Raw genomic sequence first — 21,598 nt, 5'->3', positions numbered from 1 at the left:
ACTTTAATCATTCGATTGATTAAATATCGGCAATGATCAAGCAAATCGGAAAAAGGCCGCCCCGCCGCGAGGCATCGGCATCACCCGCCGAGCAAACGCGCGGGGCCCTTGTTCGCGCCGCGCTGAAACTGTTCGGCCAACAGGGCTTCGAAGGCACCTCGACGCGCGAGATCGCGGCGGCGGCGAAAGCCAATATCGGCTCCATCGCCTATCATTTCGGCGGCAAGGAAGGGCTGAGGCTGGCGGCGGCGGATTTTATCGTCGACACGATCCAGGCGGTGGCGACGCAGGCAATGGGGGCGGCAGGCGCTTTCCCGGAAAAGAACCTGACGGCCGAAGCCGCCGAGGCGCAGCTTTTCGCGGCGCTCGACCGGATGCTGGCCTTCATCATCGCGCGGCCGGAAGCGGGCGAGATCGTCCAGTTCATCCTGCGGGAACTTTCGCATCCGACGGCGGCGCTCGACCGCATCTATGACGGCGTCTTCGAACCGACGCACAAGCGGCTTTGCCGTGTCTGGGAACAGGCGACGGGCGAACCCGCCGAGAGCGACGGCGCCAAGCTGACCGTTTTCACGCTGATCGGCCAGGTGGTCTATTTCCGCATCGGCCGCGAGGCGGTGATGCGGCGCATGGGCTGGCGCGAAATCGGCGATGCCGAAGCCCAAAAGGTGCTGGCCGTGACCAGCGACAATCTGAGCGCCATCCTGGCGGCCCGGAAGGGGCGGACATCATGAGCATCCTGTGTTGGATACCGCTTGCGGCGCAGCTTTTCGGCGCCTGCGCGCCCGCCGCGCCGCTGGCCGTCGGCTATGTCGAGGGCGACTACGTGCTGCTGGCCCCGATCGAGGTGGCGCAGGTGGAGACGATCGCCGTGCGGCGCGGCGACCGGGTCGAGCCCGGCAAGCCGCTGGTGACGCTGGAAAGCGCCGACGCCACCATTGCGGTCGCCCAGGCGCAAGCCGCGCTGGCGCAAGCGCAGGCACAGCTTGCCGATCTGCAGGTGGGCAAGCGGCCCGAGGAGATCGCCGTGCTGGAGGCTACCGTCCGTTCAGCCAAGGCGCAGGCCGAAGAGAAGCGCCGCATCCTGGCGCGCACGCAGGATCTGTTCAAGCGCGGCATCGCCACCCAGGCGCAACTCGACGAGGCGGCGACGGCGTTGGAGGTGGCGCAGGCGCAGATCGGCCAGAGCGATGCCAACCTCGCGGTTGCCGGCCTGCCGGCGCGGCCGGAGACCATCAAGGCAGCCGACAATCAGGTCGAGCAGGCGCAAGCGGCGCTCGACCAGGCGAAATGGCGGCTTTCCAAGCGTGTGCTGACGGCCCCTGCCGCGGGTCAGGTCAATGACGTCATCCGCAATCCGGGCGATACGGCGGGACCCAGCGCGCCGGTGCTGTCGATGCTGCCGGACGGCGCGGTCAAGCTGACGCTCTACGTGCCGGAATCCGCCTTTTCCTCCATCAAGGTGGGAACCCAACTCAATGTTCGCTGCGACGGCTGCGCGCCCGACCTGACGGCGCGGGTGAGTTATGTGTCGCCCGACCCGGAGTTCACCCCGCCGGTGATCTACTCGCTCGAGAACCGCCAGAAGCTGGTCTACCTCGTGGAAGCCAAGCCGGAGAATGCCGGCACGGCGCTGCAGCCGGGGCAGATCGTCGATGTGGAACTGGCGGGTAGGCAGTAGGCAGTAGGCAGTAGGCAGTAGGCAGTAGGCAGTAGGCAGTAGGCAGTAGGAACCGTGCGGCAGGTGCAAGACATGTCAACTTTCGGAACTTCCATAATAGGCTACCGGCGTCTTTGGTCCGATTGCCGACTGTCGACTGCCGACTGCCGCCCCTCATGAACGTCATCGACGTCCGCGACCTCACCAAGCGCTTCGGCGATAAGACTGTCGTCGACCATGTCACCATGACGGTGGCGGAGGGGGAAATCGTCGGCTTCCTCGGTCCGAACGGCTCCGGCAAGACGACGACGATCCGCATCATGTGCGGGCTCCTGACGCCCGACGAGGGCGAAGGCACGGTGCTCGGCTTCGACATCCGCACCGACAGCCTGAAGATCAAGCGCGAGGTCGGCTACATGACGCAGCGCTTCTCCTTCTATGAGGACCTCACCATCGAGGAAAACCTCGAATTCGTGGCGCGGCTCTATGAGCTGAAACCGGTGGCTAGCTATGTCGCCGACACGCTGGACGATCTCGGCCTTACCTCGCGCAAGGACCAGCTTGCCGGCACGCTTTCCGGCGGCTGGAAGCAGCGGCTGGCGCTGGCGGCCTGCATCATGCACAAGCCGAAGCTACTCCTGCTCGACGAGCCGACGGCCGGCGTCGATCCCAAGGCGCGACGCGAGTTCTGGGATGAAATTCACCGGCTGGCGCATGGCGGGCTCACCGTTCTGGTCTCCACCCACTACATGGATGAAGCCGAGCGTTGCCACCGCATCAGCTACATTTCCTACGGCAAGATGCTGGCGACGGGAACGGTGGAAGAGGTGGTGAAGAATGCGGGACTCACCACCTTCGTGCTGCAAGGTCCGAACCTGGACAGGGCCGCGGCGGCGCTGAAGGACAAGCCCGGCGTCGAGCAGGTGGCGCCGTTTGGCGCGACGCTGCATGTGGTCGGCTCCGACAAGACGGCGCTGCAAGCCGCGCTGAAGGACGTCGAGACGGAATTCGAGGGCGTGACGGTCAGGCCCGGCGAAACCAGCCTCGAGGACGTGTTCATCCAGTTCATGTCGGGATCGAAGGACAACATGGGATGAAACTTCTTCTGCAACCGTCGAGAGGCGCGGCGCTTACGCTCCCCCTTGGAGCGTTGCGCTCATGAACACCGTCCTCTCCCCTGCCCGGCTCGGTGCGCTGCTGATCAAGGAATTCATCCAGATGCGGCGCGACCGCGTCACCTTCGCGATGATGCTGGGCGTGCCGCTGATGCTGCTGGTGCTGTTCGGCTTCGCCATCAACAACGACCCAAAAAGCCTGCCGGCGGCGCTGCTGGCGATGAGCAACGACCAGTATACGCGCGCCATGGTCTCGGCGCTGGAGAACACCAACTATTACCGCTTCGACCACATTGTCGAAAGCGAGGCTGAAGCGGAGCTGCTGATGGCCAGCGGCGACGTCGCCTTCGTCGTCACCATCCCCGCCGATTTCGCCACGCGGGTCGAGCGCGGCGACGCGCCGCAAATCCTCATCGAGGCCGACGCAACCGACCCATCGGTCGCCAGCGGCGCCATCTCGACGCTCGGCACCATCGCCAACCAGGCCTTGCTGCGGGCGCGGGGGATGCAGGAAACCGCCGCTGAAACCGCCCATAGCCAGCTCGAAGTGGTCGTCCACCGGCGCTACAACCCCGAGGGGGTCTCGCAATACAACATCGTCCCGGGCCTGCTGGGCGTCATCCTGCAGATGACGATGGTGATGATGACGGCGGTGGCGCTGACGCGCGAGACCGAGCGCGGCACGATGGAGAATCTGCTGGCGATGCCCGCCAGCCCGGTAGAGATCATGCTCGGCAAGGTGCTGCCCTATGCCGCCGTCGGCGCGGTGCAGGTCGTGGTGGTGCTGTTCGCAGCCAAATTCCTGTTCCATGTGCCCTTTGTCGGAAGCTTGCCGCTGCTGCTCTCCGGCATTCTCGTTTTCGTGCTGGGGCTGGTGCTGCTGGGCTACACGATCTCGACCGTATCGCGTACGCAGATGCAGGCAATGCAGCTTACCTTCTTCTTCTTCCTGCCTTCGATCCTTCTGTCCGGCTTCATGTTCCCCTATCGCGGCATGCCGCAATGGGCGCAGTGGATCGGCGAGGTGCTGCCGCTGACGCATTTCCTGCGGGTCATCCGCGCGGTGATGCTGAAGGGCGCCGAACTGCCCGCCGTGGCATCCGAGATCGGCTGGCTGACGGTGTTCGTCGTGGCATTCGCGCTGGCGGCGCTGGTGCGCTTCCGGCGAACGCTGGACTGACCGAAAACCGCACCGCTTGGCCGTCTACAGCCAGCCAGCATGAAGCGTCGTTACATTATGTGAGGGAACGGGCTGCACTCCTGGGCGGTTTTCGGACCCGAGGCACCACGCCTCGCATGTCGAACGGCCAGTTCCTCGGCTGCCCTCTTGGCAGCTTTTCATGCTGGCGTTCGTTATACGACGCCAAGGGCCGTGAAGGGGCATAACAGGAGGTTACCATGAAAACGAACATCACCGCTGCGATTGCCGGGCTTGCTCTTCTGTCCGGCGCCGGTCTGGCTACGGCACAGGACGTTGTCGTCCAGCCGCAGGAACAGATCATCATCCAGCCGCAGCAGGAAACCGTTATCCGCGAGTATGTGAAGAAGAAGCCGCTGGCGTCGATCGCCATCCCCGGCGTGGAACTGAATATCGGTTCGACAGTGCCTGAAACGGTCGAACTTCACGCCATCGAGGCACCGGACATGCAATATGAATATGTGGTCGTCGACAACCGCACCGTGATCGTCGATCCCGGTACGCGCCGCATCATCCGGGTTCTGGATTGAGCCTAGACAGAGCACCTGAAGGAGCCCGTGCGGTGCGCCGCGCGGGCTCCGGCTGTTTCGACCCCAGTGCATCACCAACTATTTCGCGCATAAGGCGAAAACTGATTTGAAACAATTCGCCGCTCACTGGCGTTGTGAGCGGGAAAGAGGAGACATCACCAATGCGCAACATGTGTAAGATTCTAGCTTTGGCGACCGCTTTGGCGGGCATTTCATTTTCCGGCGCGTCCGCACAGGGCGTCGACATCCAGATCGGTCCCGGCGGCGTGACGGTGGACCGGGACTGCAACCCGCGCTACGAGCGCTGCCGCGGCGAACGCGACTGGCGCCGTGATCGTCGCCACGACGACGACGATTTCAGGCGCAGCGAATGCACGACGGACCGCGCGCTGATGAAGGCGTCCCGCATGGGCATCCGGCGCGCCCGCGTCGTCGATGTCGGCCGCCGCAGCATCGAGGTTCGCGGCATACGCCGGGGCGACCGCGTCGAGGTGAGCTTCTCGCGCCGCGACCGCAGCTGCCCGATCATCGGCTGATCGAGCTTTCCGAAATGAAAAAGCCTCCGGATCGCTCCGGAGGCTTTTTTGCGTGTGCTATCCGAGAAGCGTAGGCCGCTTGGCTCCGCCTGCCTTGCGCCAGGCATTGAAGCGGTGCGTGGCGGCGGCAAACGATATCTTCATCTGCTGCGCGACCGTATAGCGCGACTTGCCTTCATCGAAGAGTCGATAGCAGCATTCGACTCCCTCCTGCGACAGCTTTCCATCCCTGGTCTTGTTGTGCGGATTGGCCGGATCGAATTTCTCGGCCTGCTGTTCCACCATGCCCTTGAGGCGCTGCAAGTCGGCCTCGATGGAGGCGATCAATTCCAGAACGGGCTTCGGATCGAAGGATTTCGGCGATGCGCCATCCGCGGAGTGGCTATGTGAATTGTCGGCGTGCTTCGGATGCTGCTTTTCGGACATGCGGGTTCCCTTGTTCAGGCCTCCATCATATAGGCGAACGTTCGCTGATAAAAAGACGGCAGAAGGCAAAGCCGGAACAAAATTTTCGTACTGTCGTTCGGCAGGCAATTGACCCCGTACATCAGGACGCGTAGTTTAGAATCATTCTAAACTAGAGAACGCCAATCATGCTTTCCCGTGTTTTCGGCTTCGGCCGCCGCGCCTTCGATTCGCTCTCGGAACAGGAAGTTCTGGCGCTTGCCATTTCCTCCGAGGAAGACGACGCCCGCATCTATCGTTCCTACGCCGACGGCTTGCGCGAGACGTTTCCGCAGTCGGCGAAAGTATTCGACGGCATGGCGAAAGAGGAGGACGGCCACCGCGACGCGCTGATCGACATGCACCGCAAGCGTTTCGGCGAACGCATTCCGCTGATCCGCCGCGAGCATGTGCGCGGCTATTATCAGCGCAAGCCCGACTGGCTGGTGCGGCCGCTCGGCATCGACAAGGTGCGCGGGCAGGCCGAGGAGATGGAGCAGCAGGCCTACCGCTTCTATGTCGAAGCAGCCAAACGCACCGCCGACGCGCAGACGCGCAAGCTGCTCGGTATGCTGGCGGCCGCGGAACAAAGCCATGAATCGCTGGCCCAACGGCTCGAGATGACGCACGTGCCCGGCAAGGTGAAGGGTGAAGAGCAAGCGGCCGAACGGCGGCAGTTCATCCTCACCTATGTGCAGCCGGGGCTCGCCGGCCTGATGGACGGCTCGGTGTCGACGCTGGCGCCGATCTTCGCCGCCGCCTTCGCCACGCAGAACACCTGGCAGACCTTCCTCGTCGGCCTGTCGGCCTCCATCGGCGCCGGCATCTCGATGGGATTCACGGAAGTCGCCTCGGATGACGGCAAGCTGTCTGGTCGCGGCTCGCCGATCAAGCGCGGCATCACCGTCGGCCTGATGACGGCGCTGGGCGGGCTGGGGCACACCCTGCCCTATCTGATCCCGCATTTCTGGACAGCGACGGGCGTGGCGGCTGTCGTCGTGTTCATCGAATTGTGGGCGATCGCCTTCATCCAGAACCGCTACATGGAAACGCCGTTCCTGCGCGCGGCCTTCCAGGTGGTGCTGGGCGGCGCGCTGGTGTTCGCGGCAGGTGTGCTGATCGGCAGCGCGTGAACACTCACAGCCGCCAGAACGACCTGGCGCATTCGCGGCGAACCTCCTCCCGCGTCAGGCCAAGGTCCTGCAGCCTGTGGTCGTCCAGTTCGGCCAGGTCGAGCCGCTGCAAATGGCGGTCATAGGCACGCATCAGCCGGACGAAGAAACCACGCAGGCTGAAACGGGGGAAACGCCGGAGCGCGGCCGGTTCCGGCCGGGCCCGTTGAAATTGGGTCATGACTGCCTCCTTGATTGCGCCGGAGAATAGTGGTTCTCTGCCGACAATGCTTCGATGGAGGTCGAACAATGAAAGACGGACCCGATCTCGCCCGCATCGCCAATCTGGTCGGCGACCCGGCGCGCGCCAACATGCTGACGGCCCTGATGACGGGAACAGCCTTGACGGCCAGCGAGTTGGCGCTGGAGGCCGGCATCGGCCTGCCGACGGCGAGTTCGCACCTGACCAAGCTGCTGGAGGGCGGACTGCTGTCCGTGGCGAGCGAAGGCCGGCACCGCTACTACCGTCTGGCTGGCCCGCAGGTGGCGGGGATGTTGGAAGCGATCATGGGCGTTGCCGCGACGCTCGGGCCACAGCGGGTGCGCCCCGGTCCGCGCGAAGCGACGATGCGCGAAGCCCGCGTCTGCTACGACCACCTGGCCGGTGAACACGCGGTAAAGATGCTGGACAGCTTTTTGGCCCGCAAGCTGCTGGTGCGCGACGGCAAGGAGATCAGGCTTGGCAAGGACGGCGCCTCGCACTTCGCGGCCATCGGCATCGATGTCGAGGTGCCTGGAAAATCACGCCGGCCGGTGTGCCGAGATTGCCTCGACTGGAGCGTGCGCCGCTCGCATCTGGCCGGCACGCTGGGCGCGGCCATTTTGGACAAGATCCTGGCGGAGAAATGGGCGCGGCGCGAGAAGGATAGCCGCGTTGTGACATTCTCACCCAAGGGAAAGCAGGAATTCGCGCGGGTGTTTCTGGGTTAAAGCACCCTTCCCCACCGAAACCTACCCCAGCTTCAGCGCCTTGCCGCGCTTGAAAAAATCCTTCCACGGATCGTCGCCTTCGATGCGGGCAAGAGTCGTCTTGTCGCCGATGGGAAAGGCGTTGGGCGGCAGGCCGTCCTCGATGTCCTTCCAGGTCACCGGCATGGACACCGTCGCGCCTTTCTTGGCACGCGAGGAATAGGGTGCGACCGTGGTCGAGCCGCGGCCGTTGCGCAGGTAGTCGATGAATATGCGGCCGGTGCGCGCCTTCTTCGACAGGGTGGCGGTGTAGCGGTCAGGCGCTTCCTGCTCCATGGCGCGGGCGAAATCGTGGGCGAAGCCCTTGACCTTGTCCCATTTCGCCGCCGGCTTCAGCGGCACCATGACATGGTAGCCCTTGCCGCCGGAGGTCTTGACGAAGGTCGGCAGCGACAGTTCCTCCAGCTTGGCGCGGATTTCCAGTGCAGCCGCCAGCACCTTATCCACCCCAACGCCCTCATCGGGATCGAGATCGAAAACGATCTGGTCGGGCATGTCGATCTCGTCGACCTTGCAGCCCCAGATGTGGATTTCCACCACGCCCATCTGCACCAGCGCAGCTATGCCGTCGAAATCCTTGACGTAGAGGATTTCCTCGCCGTCCTCGGGGTCCTTGGAGCGGAGGATTGCCTCGTTCATGCCGGGCGACGCATGCTTCTGGAAAAATTGCTGGCCGCCGACGCCGTCCGGTGCGCGCACCAGCGCCAGCGGCCTGTCGATAACGAACTGCCTCATGCGCGGCCAGACCAGCGCGTAATGTTCCAGCAGGGCCTGCTTCGATATCTTTTCATCAGGCCAGAGCAGTTTTTCGGGATGCGACAGTTTCACCGAGGTCTCGATCGCCGAAGCGCTTTTTGCCTTCGCGGGCGGCTTGGCGGTTGCTTTCGCGGCCTTGTTTTCGCTGCTGCTGGTCGCGGCTTTCGGCTTTTCCTGCACGACTTCCTCCGCCGGCTTGTCCTCGCGCAATCCCTGGAAGGATGCGTGGCGGAGTATACGGTCGCTGGTCCAGCTGCGAAACTCCACTTCGCCGACAAGTTCCGGTTTGACCCACACCAGTCCTTTTGCGCCCGGCACCTTGGTGTCGAAAGGCGATTTGGCCGTCTTGATGGCGTCCAGCTTTTTCTTGAGATCGTCCGCGACCCGCGCGGTAAAGCCAGTGCCGACACGGCCGGCATATTTCAGCTTGCCGCCCTCGTGATAACCGACCAGCAATGAACGCAAGCCGCGTCCGGTCTTTTCCGAGGGCAGATAGCCGCCGATGACGAATTCCTGCCGCTGGGTGCATTTCGACTTGATCCAGGCAAGCCCGCGCCCGGACCGGTAAGGCGCGTCGGCGCGCTTGGAAACCACGCCTTCCAGACCCATGCGGCAGGCGTGCTTGAGCATGATCCTGCCCGGCTCGGTGAAATGGTCGCTGTAGCGCAGCGCCGAATCGTCAGGCTGGCCGGCGAGCAGTTGCTCCAGCATCGCCTTGCGCTCGGTCAGCGGCTCCTTGCGCAGATCCTCGCCGTTCAGGCGCAGCAGGTCGAAGGCGTAGTAGACCATGCGGTCGGTGGTGTTCGCGGAAAGGGCGGCCTGCAGAAGCGAAAAGGACGACACGCCGTTGTCGGCCAGCACGACGATCTCACCGTCGACGATGGCGTCGCCGCATTTCAAGCCGCCGAGCGCCGCCGTGATCGGGCCTTCGAAGCGCCCGGTCCAGTCGAGCCCGGTGCGGGTCAAGAGCCGCACATCCGTGCCGGCAAGCTGGGCCTGCATGCGGTAGCCGTCGAACTTGACTTCATGCAGCCATTCCTTGCCGCCCGGCGCTTCACGCTGCAGCGTCGCCAGCGCCGGTTCGATGAAATCCAGCTTCGCGGCGGCCTTTTGCTTTGCCTTGCCCGTCGCCTGCTTGTTGGAATGCCACACTTTTGGCTTTTCGCCTTTCGCGGCCTTGCCCGCCGCGACATCCTCGATGGTGAGGCCCGTCTTCACCGACTGCGGGGCATCGGCGAGAATGTCCTCGCCGGGGCGTGCCGCCGCGTCATCGGACTTGATGAGCAGCCAGTTGTCCTTCTTCTCGCCGGGGCGCGGCTTCAGGCGCACCAGATGCCATTTGCCGGCCAGCTTGTGGCCGTGCAGCTCGAAATCGATATGACCCTTCTTCATCCCCTTGGCGGGATCGTGATCGGGCATCCACGTGCCCTCGTCCCAGACGATGACCGTGCCGCCGCCATACTCGCCCTTGGGAATGGTGCCCTCGAAGGGCGCGTAGTCGATCGGGTGGTCCTCGACATGGACGGCCAGCCGCTTTTCCGATGGATCGAGGCTGGGGCCGCGCGTCACCGCCCAGCTCCACAGCACGCCGCCATGCTCGAGCCTCAGATCGTAGTGCAGACGGGTGGCGTCGTGCTTGTGGATGACGAAGATGCCGCCGCCATCCTTGCGGGCCCTGGCCGGCGGAACCTCGCCGGCCGGCTCCCTGGTCTTCGAGAAATCGCGCTTGGCGCGATATTGTTCAAGCGCGGGCCCAGCCATCGCCCGGAACCTATGCCGACTTGCGCTTGGGCGCCGCCTTCGTCTTCGGTTCCGGCGCCTTCTTCTTCGACGCCTTGGCCGCCTTTGCCGGCGCGCCGTCCTGGCCGTTGTCGGCGGCGAGGCTCTTCTTCAGTGCGTCGAACAGATTGACGACGTTGGAAGGCTTGGAGGCAGCCTTGGCCTTGGGCGCCTTCTTGCCGGCCTTCTTGGCGCGGATCAGCTCAAGCAGCGCTTCCTCATACTTGTCGTCGAATTTCGAGGGATCGAACTTGGCGCTTTTCTTGTCGATGATGTGCTGGGCGAGGTCGATCATTTCCTTGTCCGTCTTCACCGCCTTGATGTCGTCGAAGACGGTGTCCGGCTGGCGCACGGTGTTGTCATAGCGCAGGGTGGTCAGCACCATGCCCTTGCCCAGCGGCTCGATGACCACGGGGCGCTCGCGGCGATAGAGCACGATGCGGGCGAGGCCTGCCTTCTTCTTCGCCGCCATGGCGTCGCGGATGACGGCAAAGGCGTCCTCGGAAACCTTGTCGGCCGGAGCCAGATAGTAGGGCGTGTCGAGATAGATCTGCTGGATCGAGGCTTTGTCGACGAAGCCGTCGAGGCTCATCATGTCGGAGGATTCGACCCGCACCGCGTCGATCTCGTCCTCCTCGATGTGGACGTAGTCGCCGCTGTCGACTTCATAGCCCTTGATCTCGTCCTCGTCCTCAATGGGCTTGCCGTTCTCCGCATCGACATAGATGCGCTTCACCGTATTGCCGGTCTTCCGGTTGAGGATGCGGAACGAAACCTTCTCGGCGTGGGTGACCACGTTGGTCAACTCCACGGCGCAAGTGACGAGAGAAAGCTTGAGATAGCCCTTCCAGGCGGGGCGCGGTGCCATGAAAAACTCCTACGCATGAACCAGAAACCGAAACGGGCGCAGCCCGTTCCGGTTCCCGACCGTAAGCTTGCCTGCTCCCGCAGGCAATGCGGCCCTTACTCGGCTGCCTGCAGGTTGATCTTCGATTCCGCCATCTCGCTCAGCTTGCGGTCGGTGGCCACCTCCTCCTTGAGGTTGTTGGCCAGCACATTGGCGCAGTCGGAACGGCCCATCTGCTTGGCCCAGGCGATCAGCGTGCCATAGCGCGTTATCTCGTAGTGCTCGACGGCCTGCGCCGAGGCGATCAGCGCAGCATCGAGAACCTGCTTGTCGTCGATATCGCCGCTGACTTCGTCGGCCTCTTCCAGAATGCCGTCGATGGCCGGGCAGTTCACCTGCTTGGCCTTGATGCCATGCAGTTCGAAGACTTCCTCGACCCGGGCGATATGGCCCTTTGTCTGTTTCAGATGCATCTCGAAACCCGCCTTGAGCTCAGGCGCGGTCGCCTTGTCGATCATCTTCGGCAGCGCCTTCTCGATCTGCTTTTCGGCATAGTAGATGTCCTGCAGCGTGTGCACGAACAGGTCGTCCAGTGTTTTGATGTCCTTCGAAAAGAAACCCATGATTCAATCTCCTGATTTCATTGTGCCGCCCTCGCCGGTCCTAAGCGCAACGTGTCGCTCGCAGCGTTGTTCCGGCGCACAGGGACTGCGTGGCAAATGTGATCGAAGGCCGCGGTGCAAGTCCGAGCCCTGGCGGGGGCGCCATGTGACGCAAAAAGCACAGTGGCGAGAATGCCGGCAACCGGCACGGAAAGACCGCCAGTTAGCCGCAATCCCGCCACGAAGTGACTGATTTTCGGGGAAAAATTAACATCGCGTTCACTGAGGATTCACCTCTTTGAACTACGATTTCCCCAATTCGGAAGGGACTCCGAAAAAAGGGACAGGGACTGGTGCTGAAATGACTATCTGGAACCAAATCGCCGGCTATGCCGCCGCCATCCGCGAATTCGTCGCGCCGACCTATAGGCCGGAGCGCCACTACATGCGCGGACCTGGCCCGGCCTGCGCCCGCCGTGGCAACGTGCTGGGCGTGAGCGCTCACTGATCATGTTCGCCGTCACAAGCCGTCACGACAGCCGGATCGCCCGGCCGGGCGCCGATCACCGTGCAACCACCTATCGCGCAGAGCGACCAGCCGCCGCCCGTCGCCCCTGAGGCGGCGAGGACGAGGCGTTTTTGCGGCCCCACCTTGGGCGCATAGGACCACCAGCCATCCTTCAGCACAGAGCCTTCCGGCGGGTCCATGCCCGCGCCGGAGCCCTTGACTCGCGCGGCGACGATCTGCAGCCCCGCCGGCGTCAGCTTCCAGTCCTCCTCCCAGCGCGTCTTCTCGACCGAATGCGTCCATGACAGCGTAAAGGCCGTGGCGGCGATCATTGCCGTCTTGCCGGCGGAGAGGATACAGAGCGCGGGCAAGATCACTCAAACGGCCGTAGCCGGCGTGGCCTTGCGCGCCCGCCACCAGTGCCAGGCTATCCAGGCGAAGGCCAGCACCCAGCCGGCCTCGTCGGTGAGCGGCAACGCCATGACCAGCAGCACGCCGGCGGCGAACGCCAGCAGCCTCTCCCATATGGCCATGCGGGCGACCAGGAAGCCGACCGCCGCCGCGCCCCACAGCACGATGCCCATGCAGGCTTTCAGCACGATGTAGGTGACCTCGACCGGGTAGCCGAACTGCGCCGCGATCGGGCCGGGATCCTGGAGCATCAGCGCCGGGGTGTAGACGGCCATGAACGGCACGACGAAACCGGCGATGGCCAGCTTCGAGGCCTGTATGCCGATTTTCAGCCCGGATTCCTTGGCCATGGGCGCGGCCGCGAAAGCCGCCAGCGCCACGGGTGGCGTCAGGTCGGCCATGATGCCGAAATAGAAGACGAACATGTGGCTGACGATCAGCGGCACGTCGAGCGCAAGCAGCGCCGGCCCAGCCAGCGACGAGGTGATGATGTAGTTGGGGATGGTCGGGATGCCCATGCCCAGCACCAGGCAGGTGATCATCGTCAGCACCAGCGACAGGAACAGATTGTTCTCGCCGATGGAAATGATCCAGCCGATGAAGGTGGAAGCGATGCCGGTAAGCGTCAGCGTGCCGATGACGATGCCGACGATGGCGCAGGCGATGCCGACCGGCAGCGCGTTCTTCGCCCCTTCGGCCAGCGAGTCGACGCAGATCTGCAAGGTTTCGCGCCCGCCCTTGAAGGTGACGCAGGCGATGACCAGCGCGGCGATGACCAGCGACAGGACGTTGACGCCGTATTCGACGAAGGATGCGGCCGCCAGCCCGAGCGCCAGCCAGAAGACGACGCGGAAGGCGAAGGGGCCGATCAAGGCCGCGAGCGGCGTGCCGAGGATAAGCACGATGGTCAGCGCCAGGCCCATCGTCCCGGCGAAGATCGGCGTATAACCGGCGAACAGCAGATAGACGAGCGCCGCAAGCGGCAGCACCAGCGGCCAATGCTCGCGCACAGCCTTCCACGGGTTCGGCAGGCTCGCCTTGTCCATTCCGCGCAGGTTCGCTTTGCCGGCCTCGAGATAGACCTGCCAGAAGCACGCGCCGAAATAGAGCAATGCAGGGATGATCGCCGCCTTGACGATGGCGGCGTAAGGCACGTTGAGTGTTTCGGCCATGATGAAGGCGACGGCGCCCATCACCGGCGGCATGATCTGGCCGCCCATCGACGATGTCGCCTCGACCGCTCCGGCGAAAGCGGAGCGGAAGCCGAAGCGCTTCATCAGCGGAATGGTGAACTGACCGCTGGCCACCACATTGGCGACGCCGGAGCCGGAGATCGTGCCCATCAGCGCCGAGGAGAGCACGCAGACCTGCGCCGGACCGCCGCGCCAGGAGCCGACCAGCCCCAGCGCGAAATCGTTGAACAGCGCGATCATGCCGGCCTTTTCGAGAAAGGCGGCGAAGACGACGAAGATGAAGATGTAAGCGGCGGAGACATAGATCGGGGTGCCGAATATGCCTTCCGTGCCATAGGCGAAGGTGTCGATGATCTGGGCGACATCATAGCCGCGATGCACGAAGGGCGCCGGCAGGTAGTTGCCGAAGAAACAATAGAGCAGGAAGAGCAGCGCGATGACGGCGAGCGGCAGGCCCATGATGCGGCGGGCCGCTTCGAAAACCAGCACAATCAACACAGCGCCGACGACAAGGTCCGGCATCGTTAGGAAGCCGGAGCGCCGGATCAGGTCGACATAGAAGACCCAGTTGTAGACGCCGGTGGCGAAACCGAGGATGCCGAGAGTCCAGAACCATGTCTTGGCGATGCTGCTGGTGGCGCGGAGATTGGCGATCAGACCGAAGCCGAGCAGAAGCAGGAAGCCGACATGCATGGCGCGCACCACCTGGCTTGGGATGCTGCCATAGGCGGCCACGTAAATCTGGAAGACGGAGAACGCGATGGCGATCAAAAACGCCACCTTGCCGGCTATGCCTTCACCGAAGCCGGGCGGCAGACCCTCGACCTGCTCCTCGCCGGCCGGAATGTGGATGATGTCAGGTTTTTCCTGACCCTGCGCTGCCTGGCTCATCGTCGTGTCCTCCCCGGAAAAATCGTTGCAAGGCACCATCCCGGCCGATGGCCGGAACAGCGCCTTACGCAATCAGGCAAGCCTTGAGGCTTACTTGATCAGGCCTTTTTCCTTGTAGTACTTCTCCGCGCCGGGGTGCAGCGGGATCGGCATTCCATCCAAAGCCTTGGCCGGATCGATCGCCTTGGCGGCGGCATGCGAGGCAGTCAGCTTGTCGAGGTTATCGAACAGCAGTTTGGTCATCTGATAGGCGGTTTCGTCGGGAACGTCCGACTGGCTGACGAGGAAATTGCCGACGGCGGCCGTCTGCACGTCCTCTTCCTGGCCGTCATAGGTGCCCTTCGGGATGACAACAGAGATGTAGGGCGAGCCGATCTTGGCGACGTCCTCGGCGGGAACGGCGACGACGTTGATGGGCAGCGAGGTGGCCAGATCGCGGATCGAGGCGACGCCAAGGCCGGCCGACTGCAGGGTGGCGTCGAGCTGACGGTTCTTGATGAGTTCGACCGATTCCGCGAAAGGCAGGTATTCGACGCGGCCGAGATCCTCGTATTTCAGACCGGCGGCGGCGAAGATGGCCCGCGCGTTGAGTTCGGTGCCGGAGGCCGGCGCGCCGACGGATAGGCTCTTGCCCTTCAGGTCGGCCAGCGTCTTGATGCCGGACTCCTTGCTGGCCACGATCTGGATGTAGTTCGGGTAGATGGCGGCGATGCCGCGCAGCTTCTCAAGCTTGCCGGGGAAGCCGGCTTCCTTGTTGCCTTCCGCCGCGAACTTGACGGAATCGCCCAGTGCGAAAGCGATCTCGCCCTTGCCCTGCTCGAGAAGGTTGAGGTTTTCGACGGATGCCTTGGTCGCCTGCACCTGGGTGCGCGCGCCCTTGATGCCCTGGCTATAAATCTCCGACAGGGCGACGCCGAGCGGATAATAGACGCCGGATGTGCCGCCAGTCAGAACGTTTATGAATTCCTGTGCCTTGAGCGAACCGGCGCCGAGCGCGAGCGACAGCGCCGCCGTGCCAGCGACAATGAATTTCCTGCCGAAATGCAGCATCTACTGTTTCCTCCCTTTTTTTATACGCGCCCTCCCGGCACGATCCGGCGTGAGTTTAGACACCGGACGCGAAATGCCAACCCAAATTGCGCGCGTTAGACGAACTATCGAACCGCGCGGCTCTACTTGCCTGGCGGGAACAAAAAGCAGAAATCTTTTTAAGCCGTGTCGAAACGGAGCAGGTTGGCGCGACATTGGTTCGGTACGCAATGAAGCGGCCTTCAAAATCGTGAGGATACCACCATGCAGTACATGCTTCTCATCAATGTCGACGAAGCCGCAATGGCCGCCATGGCGCCAACCGCCACACCTGACAAGGCCTACGACATGGCCCAGCCCTTCATGGCCTACAACGAGGCGCTGAAGAAGGCCGGGGCCTGGGTCGCCGGCGACCGGCTGGCGCCATCGTCCTCCACAACGCGGGTCCGCCTCCGCGACGACAAGACCGAAGTGCTCGACGGCCCCTTCGCCGATACCAAGGAACAGCTCGGCGGCTACTACATCATCGAAGTCGCTGACCTCGACGCGGCGATCCAGTGGGCGGCGCGCTGCCCCGCCGCGCAGCGCGGACCGATCGAGGTGCGGCCGATCTGGAAGGCGCAATAGGCATGACGCGGTGACCTCCGATGTCGACATCGCCCGGGCGGCGGCGGAGAATGCTGCCCGGCACAGTTACGGCAAGCTGGTGGCCTTCCTCGCCGCCCAGTCACGCGACGTCGCCGGTGCCGAGGACGCGCTGGCGGAAGCCTTCGCCGCGGCGATCGAGCACTGGCCGCGCGACGGCGTGCCGGACAGGCCGGAAGCGTGGCTGTTGGCAGTCGCCCGGCGGCGCGGCATCGACGCGGCCAGACGGCGCAAGACCGGCATCGAGGCGCAATCGCACCTGATGCTGCTGGCGGAGGAGATGGACGCGGCGAAGGATGCCGGCGACATTCCCGACGAACGGCTGCGGCTGATGTTCGCCTGTGCCCACCCGGCCATCGACCCCGGCATCCGCGCGCCGCTGATCCTGCAGACGATTTTGGGTTTCGACGCGGCGACGATCGCTTCCGCCTTCCTGGTCTCGCCGGCGACGATGGGGCAGCGGCTGGTGCGCGCGAAAAGCCGGATCCGCGATGCCGGAATTCCCTTTCGCGTCCCGGAACGGACAGAATTCGGCGAGCGGCTCGGCGCCGTGCTGGAGGCGATCTACGCGACTTTCGCCGAGGGCTGGTCCGATCCGGCCGGCACCGATCCGCGCCGGCGCAACCTGGCCGCCGAAGGCATATGGCTCGGGCGGCTTGTCGCCGGGCTGATGCCGGGAGAACCGGAAGCGCTCGGCATGCTGGCGCTGATGCTGTTCGCCGATGCCCGCCGTGGCGCGCGCCGCGACGGCGAAGGAGACTACGTGCCGCTGAGCGAGCAGGACACGAGGCTCTGGAACGCGGCGCTGATCGACGAGGCCGAGGCGCTGCTGCGGCGCGCCAGCGGCATGGAGGGCGTCGGCCGCTATCAGCTGGAGGCCGCCGTGCAATCCGTTCACACGGCGCGGCGGTTGACCGGCATGACGGACTGGCCGGCGATCCGCGATCTCTATGCGGCGCTGGCGGCATTGACCGGATCGCCAGTGGCGGCGATCAACCAAGCGGTGGCGATGGCGGAGGCCGATGGACCGCGAGCCGGATTGCAAGCGCTGGAAGCTCTGGCGGAAGATGGACGTCTCGCCGGCTACCAGCCTTACTGGGCGGCGCTGGCAGGCCTGCAGGCGCGGCTCGGCCAGGCGCGTGAGGCGGCGCTGGCCTACGACCAGGCCATCGGCCTCGAGCGCGATCCGGCGGTGCGGCAGTTCCTGCAAAAGCAAAAGGCGGCGCTGGGCGCCGCCTGATGGTCTATACCGACTTCGGACCCTGCGTGGGCGATCAGGCACCCAGCCCGTCGAACAGAATAGTCGACAGATAGCGCTCGGCAAAGGACGGGATGACGACGACGAGATTCTTGCCTGCGTTCTCCGGCCGCGAACCGACAACGATCGCCGCCTGCAATGCGGCGCCGGAGGAAATCCCGACCGGGACGCCTTCCAAGCGCGCCACCAGCCGTGCGTTGGCCACCGAATCTTCGTTCGAAACCCGGACGACCTCATCGTAAATCGAGGTATCGAGGATTTTCGGCGCGAAGCCGGCGCCGAGGCCCTGGATCTTGTGCGGCCCCGGCTGGCCACCCGACAGCACGGCCGATGCTTCAGGTTCGACCGCCACGATCTGCACCGAAGGCTTGCGTTTCTTGAGAACCTGGCCGACGCCGGTGATGGTGCCGCCGGTGCCAATGCCGGCGACGAAGATGTCGATGCCGCCCTGCGTGTCGTTCCAGATTTCCTCCGCCGTGGTCGTGCGGTGGATTTCCGGGTTGGCCGGGTTCTCGAACTGCTGCGGGATGATTGCGTCCGGCAGGGTCTGGGCGAGTTCCTCGGCCTTTGCGATGGCGCCCTTCATGCCTTTCGGCCCTTCGGTGAGGACCAGTTCGGCGCCGAGCAGGACCAGCATCTTGCGGCGCTCGACCGACATGGTCTCGGGCATGGTGAGGATCAACTTGTAGCCCTTGGCGGCTGCGGCGAAGGCGAGCGCGATGCCGGTATTGCCGGAGGTCGGCTCGACCAGTGTGGTCTTGCCGGGGGTGATCTTGCCCTGGGCTTCAAGCGACTCGATCATCGCCACGCCGATGCGATCCTTCACCGAGGCGATCGGATTGAAGAATTCCAGCTTGGCGATCAGATTGGCGACGACGCCCTTCTCCGTGGCGAACTTGTCGAGCCGGACCAGCGGCGTGTCGCCGATGGTTTCGGTGATCGAATCGTAGATGCGGCCGCGGCCGGGTACGCGCGTGGAGGTGGTGGGCTTGTTCATTGTTCTTGCTCCCAGAGGACAGCGGCGGAAAGGCGTTTCCAGCTGACGAAGATAGGCTCTGCCCGGACGATATCAGAGTGGATGGCGTGCTTAAAACCCCAACTCATCGGAATAGGATTTCCTTTTTGCCGCCGTTTTTAGAATCTTTGTCGCGGTAAAAGCTAGTGGCGAGCCGCTATCGCCGCCGCCGCGCCCATCATGAATGTGCCGGCGGTGCGGTTCAATAATTTGAGCGCCCGCGGTGAGCGCAGGAACCAGCGCGCCTTCGCGGCGAGCGCGAGGTACGGCACCAGAACGACCAACAGCACGACGATGGTGAGCGCCACCAGAATACCATAGGTGGCGGGCGTGATCGTGCCGATATCGACAATGGTGGGCGTGATGGCGAGATAGAAGATCATCGTCTTGGGATTGCCGAGTGTGACGGCCAGTCCGGCGATGAAGGACGAAACCAGCCCGCCCTTGCCCTTGCGGGCCTCGACCGTCTCCGGCGTGATGCCGACGGTCCAGAAGCGCCAGCCGAGCCAGGCGAGATAGGCGACGCCCAGCCATTTGACGACGAGGAAGACGATGCCGAACGTCTGCGCGAGGAAGGCCAGCCCAAGCACGACGGCGGTGAGATAGGTGAGATCGCCGACGACCAGGCCGAACGCCATGGCCAGTGACGAGCGGAAGCCGGAGCCGAGCGCGCGGGCAACGAGGGCGGTGACGCCGGGCCCCGGAATGGCGGCTGCGATGCCCAGCGCGGCGCAATAGGCGAGAAAACCGGCAAGAGTCATGGCTCGATATCCAATTTGGCCTGTTCAATGACCAACCGCCTGGCGGCCGGCGCTCATGGGAGATACTCGCTTCGCACAAGGAGCGAAGCCGCAATCGCGAGTATATGCAGCACGACCACTGGAATAGCCCAAATCCTTTTGTAAGCAATCAAGGCACCGTAGATCGGGTATGGTGGCAGGGTGGCCACCACCAATGCGGAACCCGGTACAGCGGCGGTTGGCAATATAAGCATGAGCCAAGGAATCAAAATATGCGCGGGCAGGTAAATGCCATGACCGCCCGCCATAGCGCCGATCCCGACAAGCGCTGCAACCATGCCAATGACGGCACCTGCGCCGATCCAGATCACAGACCGTTTTGCCATGGGCAGGTTTGTCCTATGCAGCAATGACGGAGCGTCGCCAGTCCTTGTTCAAGCCAGCGTCTCATTAGACAAATTTCACGCGAAAATTTCTATCCTGAATTGTCTGGCGACAAGCGAACGAGCGCCCTCCAAAGTCCGGACGGGCGCGTTAATACTCTGTTAAGCACCGGAATTTGTTTTTCTTTTTGATGCCCATCAATTCGCGCCACTGGCCCGGAAGTTGCTCGTTCCAGCCTGAACAGCGGAAAAGGGCGGAAAGTGTCTCAGGTCGAGCCAGACAGGAAATGGACGTGGCGCGAGATCACGCGCCGCGTGTTGAAGCTTTGCGTTGCGTGGCTGGGTTTCGTGGCATGGCGCGTGGTGACGATCGGCGGGGATGTTTTGTCGCCAGCCCGGTTCAGGCAATCCATCAGGGCGCGATCCGAAGGACGCGCTGAACGCCGGGCGAACCAGATTCGCCGCCGCCGCCGGGGCCAACCCGATTGACGGCGTTCGTCTACGACCGCTTCTGGTCGTAACTCACCCGCCAGATCGTGCCCGATCCATCCTCGGTCAAGATCAGCGATCCATCCCTGGCGACGGCGACGCCGACCGGCCGGCCCCAGACCTCGGCGTCCGAAAGCACGAAGCCGGTCATGAAATCCTCGTACTCGCCGGTCGGCTTGCCGTCCTCGAACCTCAGCCGCACGACCTTGTAGCCGGTGCGGGCGCCGCGGTTCCACGAACCGTGCAGCGTCACGAAGGCATCGCCCTTGTAGGCGGCGGGGAACTGGTCGCCCTGATAGAAGGCAATGTTCAGCGGCGCGGAATGCGCCTGCATCAGCACATCGGGCGCCGTGACCTTGCCGGCGAGGTCTGGACGCGCGCCGGCGTGGCGCGGGTCTTCATTGGCGCCGATATAGTACCAGGGCCAGCCGTAGAAGGCGCCCTCCTTGACCGTCGTGGCGTATTCAAACGGCACATTGTCTCCCAACTGGTCACGCTCGTTGACGACGCACCAGAGCGCCTGGGTGGCAGGCTGCACGGCCATGCCTGAGCAATTGCGCAGACCGGTGGCGACGACACGCCGGTTCTTGCCGTCCGCGTCGAAGGCGAGCACATTGGCGCGGCCTTCCTCCTCGCCCCAGGCATAGCCGAGCGGTTGCGACCCCGCCCAGGCCTCGACGCCGCCTTCCGGCGCTTTGCCCATGTCCTGGCCGACATTGGACTGCGAACCGACCGAAACGTAGAGGGTCTTGCCATCGGCGGAGAAGGCGATGTCGCGCGTCCAGTGGCCGCCGGAGGGAATGTCCGAGACGACGGTCTCGGCTTCGCCCTTCGCCTGCATGTCGCCTTCCTTGTACGGGTAGCGCACGACGCGATCCGGGCTGGCGACATAGACCCATTGCGGCTTGTCGGCCGGATGGAAGGCGATGCCGTAGGGCTGCGGGAGACCCTCGGCAAAAACGCCGTCCCCGGTTGGTTTTCCGTCTTCGCCGAGGCGATAGACCAGCACCCGCCCGGCGCGGGAATCGGCAACGAAGAGATCGCCATTCGGCGCGGTGCGCACGACGCGCGGGCTGCGCAGGCCGGACGCGATCATCTCGGCGGTGAAACCTCGCGGCAGATCCGGCCTGGCATCGGCCGGCATGCGGGCGCGGTCGGCGCTGTTCGACGATGCTTCCGACGGTGAGGCCCTTTGGAGATCGTCCGCGGCGATCAGCCTGCGGACGCCCGGTTTGTCAGCCTTCCAGTCGCCGAACGCCGCTTCGCCCTTCAGGACAGGCGGTTCCTGCGCCGATGCGCCCGCGAGCATTGCGATGAAGGATATGGCCGTGAGCCCGGCAAGCTTCATGAAGTCACCTTCCTGTGGTCGATACCAAGGCAGAACGGTATCGATATGGACGCGTTCCGCGACACACAAGGATGTGATGG

The 21,598-nt window shown here is 64.0% G+C and carries 23 protein-coding genes; 11 read left to right on the top strand and 12 right to left on the bottom strand.

From position 1 onward, the window contains the following. The first annotated feature begins 32 nt into the window (after positions 1 to 32). From ASD44_RS00670 to ASD44_RS00645, 6 genes are all read left to right on the top strand, one after another. Entirely contained in the window at positions 33 to 734 is a 702-nt protein-coding gene (locus ASD44_RS00670; protein WP_056107392.1) for a CerR family C-terminal domain-containing protein, read from the top strand. Then, positions 731 to 1,681, top strand: coding sequence for an HlyD family efflux transporter periplasmic adaptor subunit (locus ASD44_RS00665; RefSeq protein WP_056107389.1), 951 nt, complete (start codon positions 731 to 733; stop codon positions 1,679 to 1,681). Before ASD44_RS00670 ends, ASD44_RS00665 begins: the two co-directional genes overlap by 4 nt. Positions 1,682 to 1,836: 155 nt before the next feature. Next, complete coding sequence (locus ASD44_RS00660; protein ID WP_056107386.1) at positions 1,837 to 2,757, top strand: ABC transporter ATP-binding protein; 921 nt, start codon at positions 1,837 to 1,839, stop codon at positions 2,755 to 2,757. A 61-nt stretch (positions 2,758 to 2,818) separates the two neighbouring features. After that, a complete protein-coding gene (locus tag ASD44_RS00655) occupies positions 2,819 to 3,955 on the top strand; it encodes an ABC transporter permease (protein WP_056107382.1) in 1,137 nt (378 codons plus the stop codon). A 218-nt stretch (positions 3,956 to 4,173) separates the two neighbouring features. After that, complete coding sequence (locus ASD44_RS00650) at positions 4,174 to 4,503, top strand: DUF1236 domain-containing protein (protein ID WP_056107380.1); 330 nt, start codon at positions 4,174 to 4,176, stop codon at positions 4,501 to 4,503. A gap of 161 nt (positions 4,504 to 4,664) precedes the next feature. Then, on the top strand, positions 4,665 to 5,039 hold the full coding sequence (locus ASD44_RS00645) for a hypothetical protein (RefSeq protein ID WP_082542361.1): 375 nt from the start codon (positions 4,665 to 4,667) through the stop codon (positions 5,037 to 5,039). Positions 5,040 to 5,096: 57 nt separating this feature from the next. On the opposite strand, the gene ASD44_RS00640 is transcribed toward ASD44_RS00645, so the two are convergent. Continuing rightward, positions 5,097 to 5,465, bottom strand: coding sequence for a hypothetical protein (locus tag ASD44_RS00640; RefSeq protein WP_244478698.1), 369 nt, complete (start codon positions 5,463 to 5,465; stop codon positions 5,097 to 5,099). A 167-nt stretch (positions 5,466 to 5,632) separates the two neighbouring features. On the opposite strand from ASD44_RS00640, the gene mbfA reads away from it, so the two are divergent. After that, positions 5,633 to 6,616: an iron exporter MbfA gene (gene mbfA / locus ASD44_RS00635; protein WP_056107375.1), complete on the top strand. Its 984-nt coding sequence runs from the start codon at positions 5,633 to 5,635 to the stop codon at positions 6,614 to 6,616. Between the two features lie 4 nt (positions 6,617 to 6,620). Here the strand turns inward: mbfA and ASD44_RS00630 are convergent, their stop codons facing one another. After that, entirely contained in the window at positions 6,621 to 6,836 is a 216-nt protein-coding gene (locus ASD44_RS00630; protein ID WP_056107372.1) for a DUF1127 domain-containing protein, read from the bottom strand. A 68-nt stretch (positions 6,837 to 6,904) separates the two neighbouring features. Between ASD44_RS00630 and ASD44_RS00625 the strand changes: the two genes are divergently transcribed. Next, positions 6,905 to 7,585, top strand: coding sequence for a winged helix-turn-helix domain-containing protein (locus tag ASD44_RS00625; RefSeq protein ID WP_056107370.1), 681 nt, complete (start codon positions 6,905 to 6,907; stop codon positions 7,583 to 7,585). A gap of 21 nt (positions 7,586 to 7,606) precedes the next feature. On the opposite strand, the gene ligD is transcribed toward ASD44_RS00625, so the two are convergent. The 3 genes from ligD to ASD44_RS00610 form a co-directional block, all read right to left on the bottom strand. Continuing rightward, entirely contained in the window at positions 7,607 to 10,141 is a 2,535-nt protein-coding gene (gene ligD, locus ASD44_RS00620; RefSeq protein ID WP_056107365.1) for a DNA ligase D, read from the bottom strand. A 10-nt stretch (positions 10,142 to 10,151) separates the two neighbouring features. Beyond that, the gene (locus ASD44_RS00615) at positions 10,152 to 11,027 is read right to left on the bottom strand and encodes a Ku protein (RefSeq protein WP_056107362.1); all 876 of its coding nucleotides are present in this window, start codon (positions 11,025 to 11,027) and stop codon (positions 10,152 to 10,154) included. A gap of 95 nt (positions 11,028 to 11,122) precedes the next feature. After that, positions 11,123 to 11,629, bottom strand: coding sequence for a ferritin-like domain-containing protein (locus ASD44_RS00610; RefSeq protein ID WP_056107358.1), 507 nt, complete (start codon positions 11,627 to 11,629; stop codon positions 11,123 to 11,125). Between the two features lie 340 nt (positions 11,630 to 11,969). Here ASD44_RS00610 and ASD44_RS18530 point away from each other — a divergent pair, with 340 nt between their 5' ends. Beyond that, complete coding sequence (locus ASD44_RS18530) at positions 11,970 to 12,116, top strand: hypothetical protein (protein WP_156459729.1); 147 nt, start codon at positions 11,970 to 11,972, stop codon at positions 12,114 to 12,116. Here the strand turns inward: ASD44_RS18530 and ASD44_RS00605 are convergent. The 3 genes from ASD44_RS00605 to ASD44_RS00595 form a co-directional block, all read right to left on the bottom strand. Further along, a complete protein-coding gene (locus tag ASD44_RS00605; RefSeq protein ID WP_056115159.1) occupies positions 12,110 to 12,448 on the bottom strand; it encodes a DUF1850 domain-containing protein in 339 nt (112 codons plus the stop codon). The two genes, ASD44_RS18530 and ASD44_RS00605, sit on opposite strands and share 7 nt — an antisense overlap. A gap of 45 nt (positions 12,449 to 12,493) precedes the next feature. Next, positions 12,494 to 14,611, bottom strand: coding sequence for a TRAP transporter permease (locus ASD44_RS00600; protein ID WP_056115157.1), 2,118 nt, complete (start codon positions 14,609 to 14,611; stop codon positions 12,494 to 12,496). Positions 14,612 to 14,701: 90 nt separating this feature from the next. Continuing rightward, positions 14,702 to 15,661, bottom strand: a complete 960-nt coding sequence (locus ASD44_RS00595; protein WP_056107355.1) for a TAXI family TRAP transporter solute-binding subunit — start codon at positions 15,659 to 15,661, stop codon at positions 14,702 to 14,704. A 243-nt stretch (positions 15,662 to 15,904) separates the two neighbouring features. On the opposite strand from ASD44_RS00595, the gene ASD44_RS00590 reads away from it, so the two are divergent. Both ASD44_RS00590 and ASD44_RS00585 read left to right on the top strand, forming a co-directional pair. Further along, positions 15,905 to 16,267, top strand: coding sequence for a YciI family protein (locus tag ASD44_RS00590; protein ID WP_056107352.1), 363 nt, complete (start codon positions 15,905 to 15,907; stop codon positions 16,265 to 16,267). Between the two features lie 10 nt (positions 16,268 to 16,277). Beyond that, complete coding sequence (locus tag ASD44_RS00585) at positions 16,278 to 17,525, top strand: RNA polymerase sigma factor (protein WP_056107348.1); 1,248 nt, start codon at positions 16,278 to 16,280, stop codon at positions 17,523 to 17,525. Positions 17,526 to 17,559: 34 nt separating this feature from the next. On the opposite strand, the gene cysK is transcribed toward ASD44_RS00585, so the two are convergent. The 4 genes from cysK to ASD44_RS00565 all read right to left on the bottom strand — a co-directional run bounded on the left by cysK (position 17,560) and on the right by ASD44_RS00565 (position 21,518). After that, the gene (gene cysK / locus ASD44_RS00580; protein ID WP_056107346.1) at positions 17,560 to 18,540 is read right to left on the bottom strand and encodes a cysteine synthase A; all 981 of its coding nucleotides are present in this window, start codon (positions 18,538 to 18,540) and stop codon (positions 17,560 to 17,562) included. A 161-nt stretch (positions 18,541 to 18,701) separates the two neighbouring features. Beyond that, the gene (locus tag ASD44_RS00575; protein WP_056107341.1) at positions 18,702 to 19,319 is read right to left on the bottom strand and encodes a LysE family translocator; all 618 of its coding nucleotides are present in this window, start codon (positions 19,317 to 19,319) and stop codon (positions 18,702 to 18,704) included. Between the two features lie 53 nt (positions 19,320 to 19,372). After that, complete coding sequence (locus ASD44_RS00570; RefSeq protein ID WP_056107338.1) at positions 19,373 to 19,684, bottom strand: hypothetical protein; 312 nt, start codon at positions 19,682 to 19,684, stop codon at positions 19,373 to 19,375. Between the two features lie 496 nt (positions 19,685 to 20,180). Next, a complete protein-coding gene (locus ASD44_RS00565) occupies positions 20,181 to 21,518 on the bottom strand; it encodes a sorbosone dehydrogenase family protein (RefSeq protein WP_056107335.1) in 1,338 nt (445 codons plus the stop codon). Between the last annotated feature and the right edge of the window lie 80 nt (positions 21,519 to 21,598).

This window comes from Mesorhizobium sp. Root554, from assembly GCF_001427025.1.
Taxonomy (GTDB): Bacteria; Pseudomonadota; Alphaproteobacteria; order Rhizobiales; family Rhizobiaceae; genus Mesorhizobium.
The sequence above is the reverse complement of the archived record's forward strand: the minus strand, read 5'-3'. Positions and strand labels throughout refer to the sequence as shown.

What these genes read in the sequence shown, in the direction of transcription:
- ASD44_RS00650 (WP_056107380.1), top strand. Translation starts at nt 4,174, where the DNA reads ATGAAAACGAACATCACCGCTGCGATTGCCGGGCTTGCTCTTCTGTCC.
- ASD44_RS00590 (WP_056107352.1), top strand. Translation starts at nt 15,905, where the DNA reads ATGCAGTACATGCTTCTCATCAATGTCGACGAAGCCGCAATGGCCGCC.
- ASD44_RS00665 (WP_056107389.1), top strand. Translation starts at nt 731, where the DNA reads ATGAGCATCCTGTGTTGGATACCGCTTGCGGCGCAGCTTTTCGGCGCC.
- ASD44_RS00570 (WP_056107338.1), bottom strand. Translation starts at nt 19,684, where the DNA reads ATGGCAAAACGGTCTGTGATCTGGATCGGCGCAGGTGCCGTCATTGGC.
- ASD44_RS00630 (WP_056107372.1), bottom strand. Translation starts at nt 6,836, where the DNA reads ATGACCCAATTTCAACGGGCCCGGCCGGAACCGGCCGCGCTCCGGCGT.
- ASD44_RS00670 (WP_056107392.1), top strand. Translation starts at nt 33, where the DNA reads ATGATCAAGCAAATCGGAAAAAGGCCGCCCCGCCGCGAGGCATCGGCA.
- ASD44_RS00565 (WP_056107335.1), bottom strand. Translation starts at nt 21,518, where the DNA reads ATGAAGCTTGCCGGGCTCACGGCCATATCCTTCATCGCAATGCTCGCG.
- mbfA (WP_056107375.1), top strand. Translation starts at nt 5,633, where the DNA reads ATGCTTTCCCGTGTTTTCGGCTTCGGCCGCCGCGCCTTCGATTCGCTC.
- ASD44_RS00615 (WP_056107362.1), bottom strand. Translation starts at nt 11,027, where the DNA reads ATGGCACCGCGCCCCGCCTGGAAGGGCTATCTCAAGCTTTCTCTCGTC.
- ASD44_RS00640 (WP_244478698.1), bottom strand. Translation starts at nt 5,465, where the DNA reads ATGTCCGAAAAGCAGCATCCGAAGCACGCCGACAATTCACATAGCCAC.
- ASD44_RS00600 (WP_056115157.1), bottom strand. Translation starts at nt 14,611, where the DNA reads ATGAGCCAGGCAGCGCAGGGTCAGGAAAAACCTGACATCATCCACATT.
- ASD44_RS00575 (WP_056107341.1), bottom strand. Translation starts at nt 19,319, where the DNA reads ATGACTCTTGCCGGTTTTCTCGCCTATTGCGCCGCGCTGGGCATCGCA.
- ASD44_RS00610 (WP_056107358.1), bottom strand. Translation starts at nt 11,629, where the DNA reads ATGGGTTTCTTTTCGAAGGACATCAAAACACTGGACGACCTGTTCGTG.
- ASD44_RS00605 (WP_056115159.1), bottom strand. Translation starts at nt 12,448, where the DNA reads ATGATCGCCGCCACGGCCTTTACGCTGTCATGGACGCATTCGGTCGAG.
- ligD (WP_056107365.1), bottom strand. Translation starts at nt 10,141, where the DNA reads ATGGCTGGGCCCGCGCTTGAACAATATCGCGCCAAGCGCGATTTCTCG.
- ASD44_RS00655 (WP_056107382.1), top strand. Translation starts at nt 2,819, where the DNA reads ATGAACACCGTCCTCTCCCCTGCCCGGCTCGGTGCGCTGCTGATCAAG.
- ASD44_RS00595 (WP_056107355.1), bottom strand. Translation starts at nt 15,661, where the DNA reads ATGCTGCATTTCGGCAGGAAATTCATTGTCGCTGGCACGGCGGCGCTG.
- ASD44_RS00625 (WP_056107370.1), top strand. Translation starts at nt 6,905, where the DNA reads ATGAAAGACGGACCCGATCTCGCCCGCATCGCCAATCTGGTCGGCGAC.
- ASD44_RS00645 (WP_082542361.1), top strand. Translation starts at nt 4,665, where the DNA reads ATGCGCAACATGTGTAAGATTCTAGCTTTGGCGACCGCTTTGGCGGGC.
- cysK (WP_056107346.1), bottom strand. Translation starts at nt 18,540, where the DNA reads ATGAACAAGCCCACCACCTCCACGCGCGTACCCGGCCGCGGCCGCATC.
- ASD44_RS00660 (WP_056107386.1), top strand. Translation starts at nt 1,837, where the DNA reads ATGAACGTCATCGACGTCCGCGACCTCACCAAGCGCTTCGGCGATAAG.
- ASD44_RS18530 (WP_156459729.1), top strand. Translation starts at nt 11,970, where the DNA reads ATGACTATCTGGAACCAAATCGCCGGCTATGCCGCCGCCATCCGCGAA.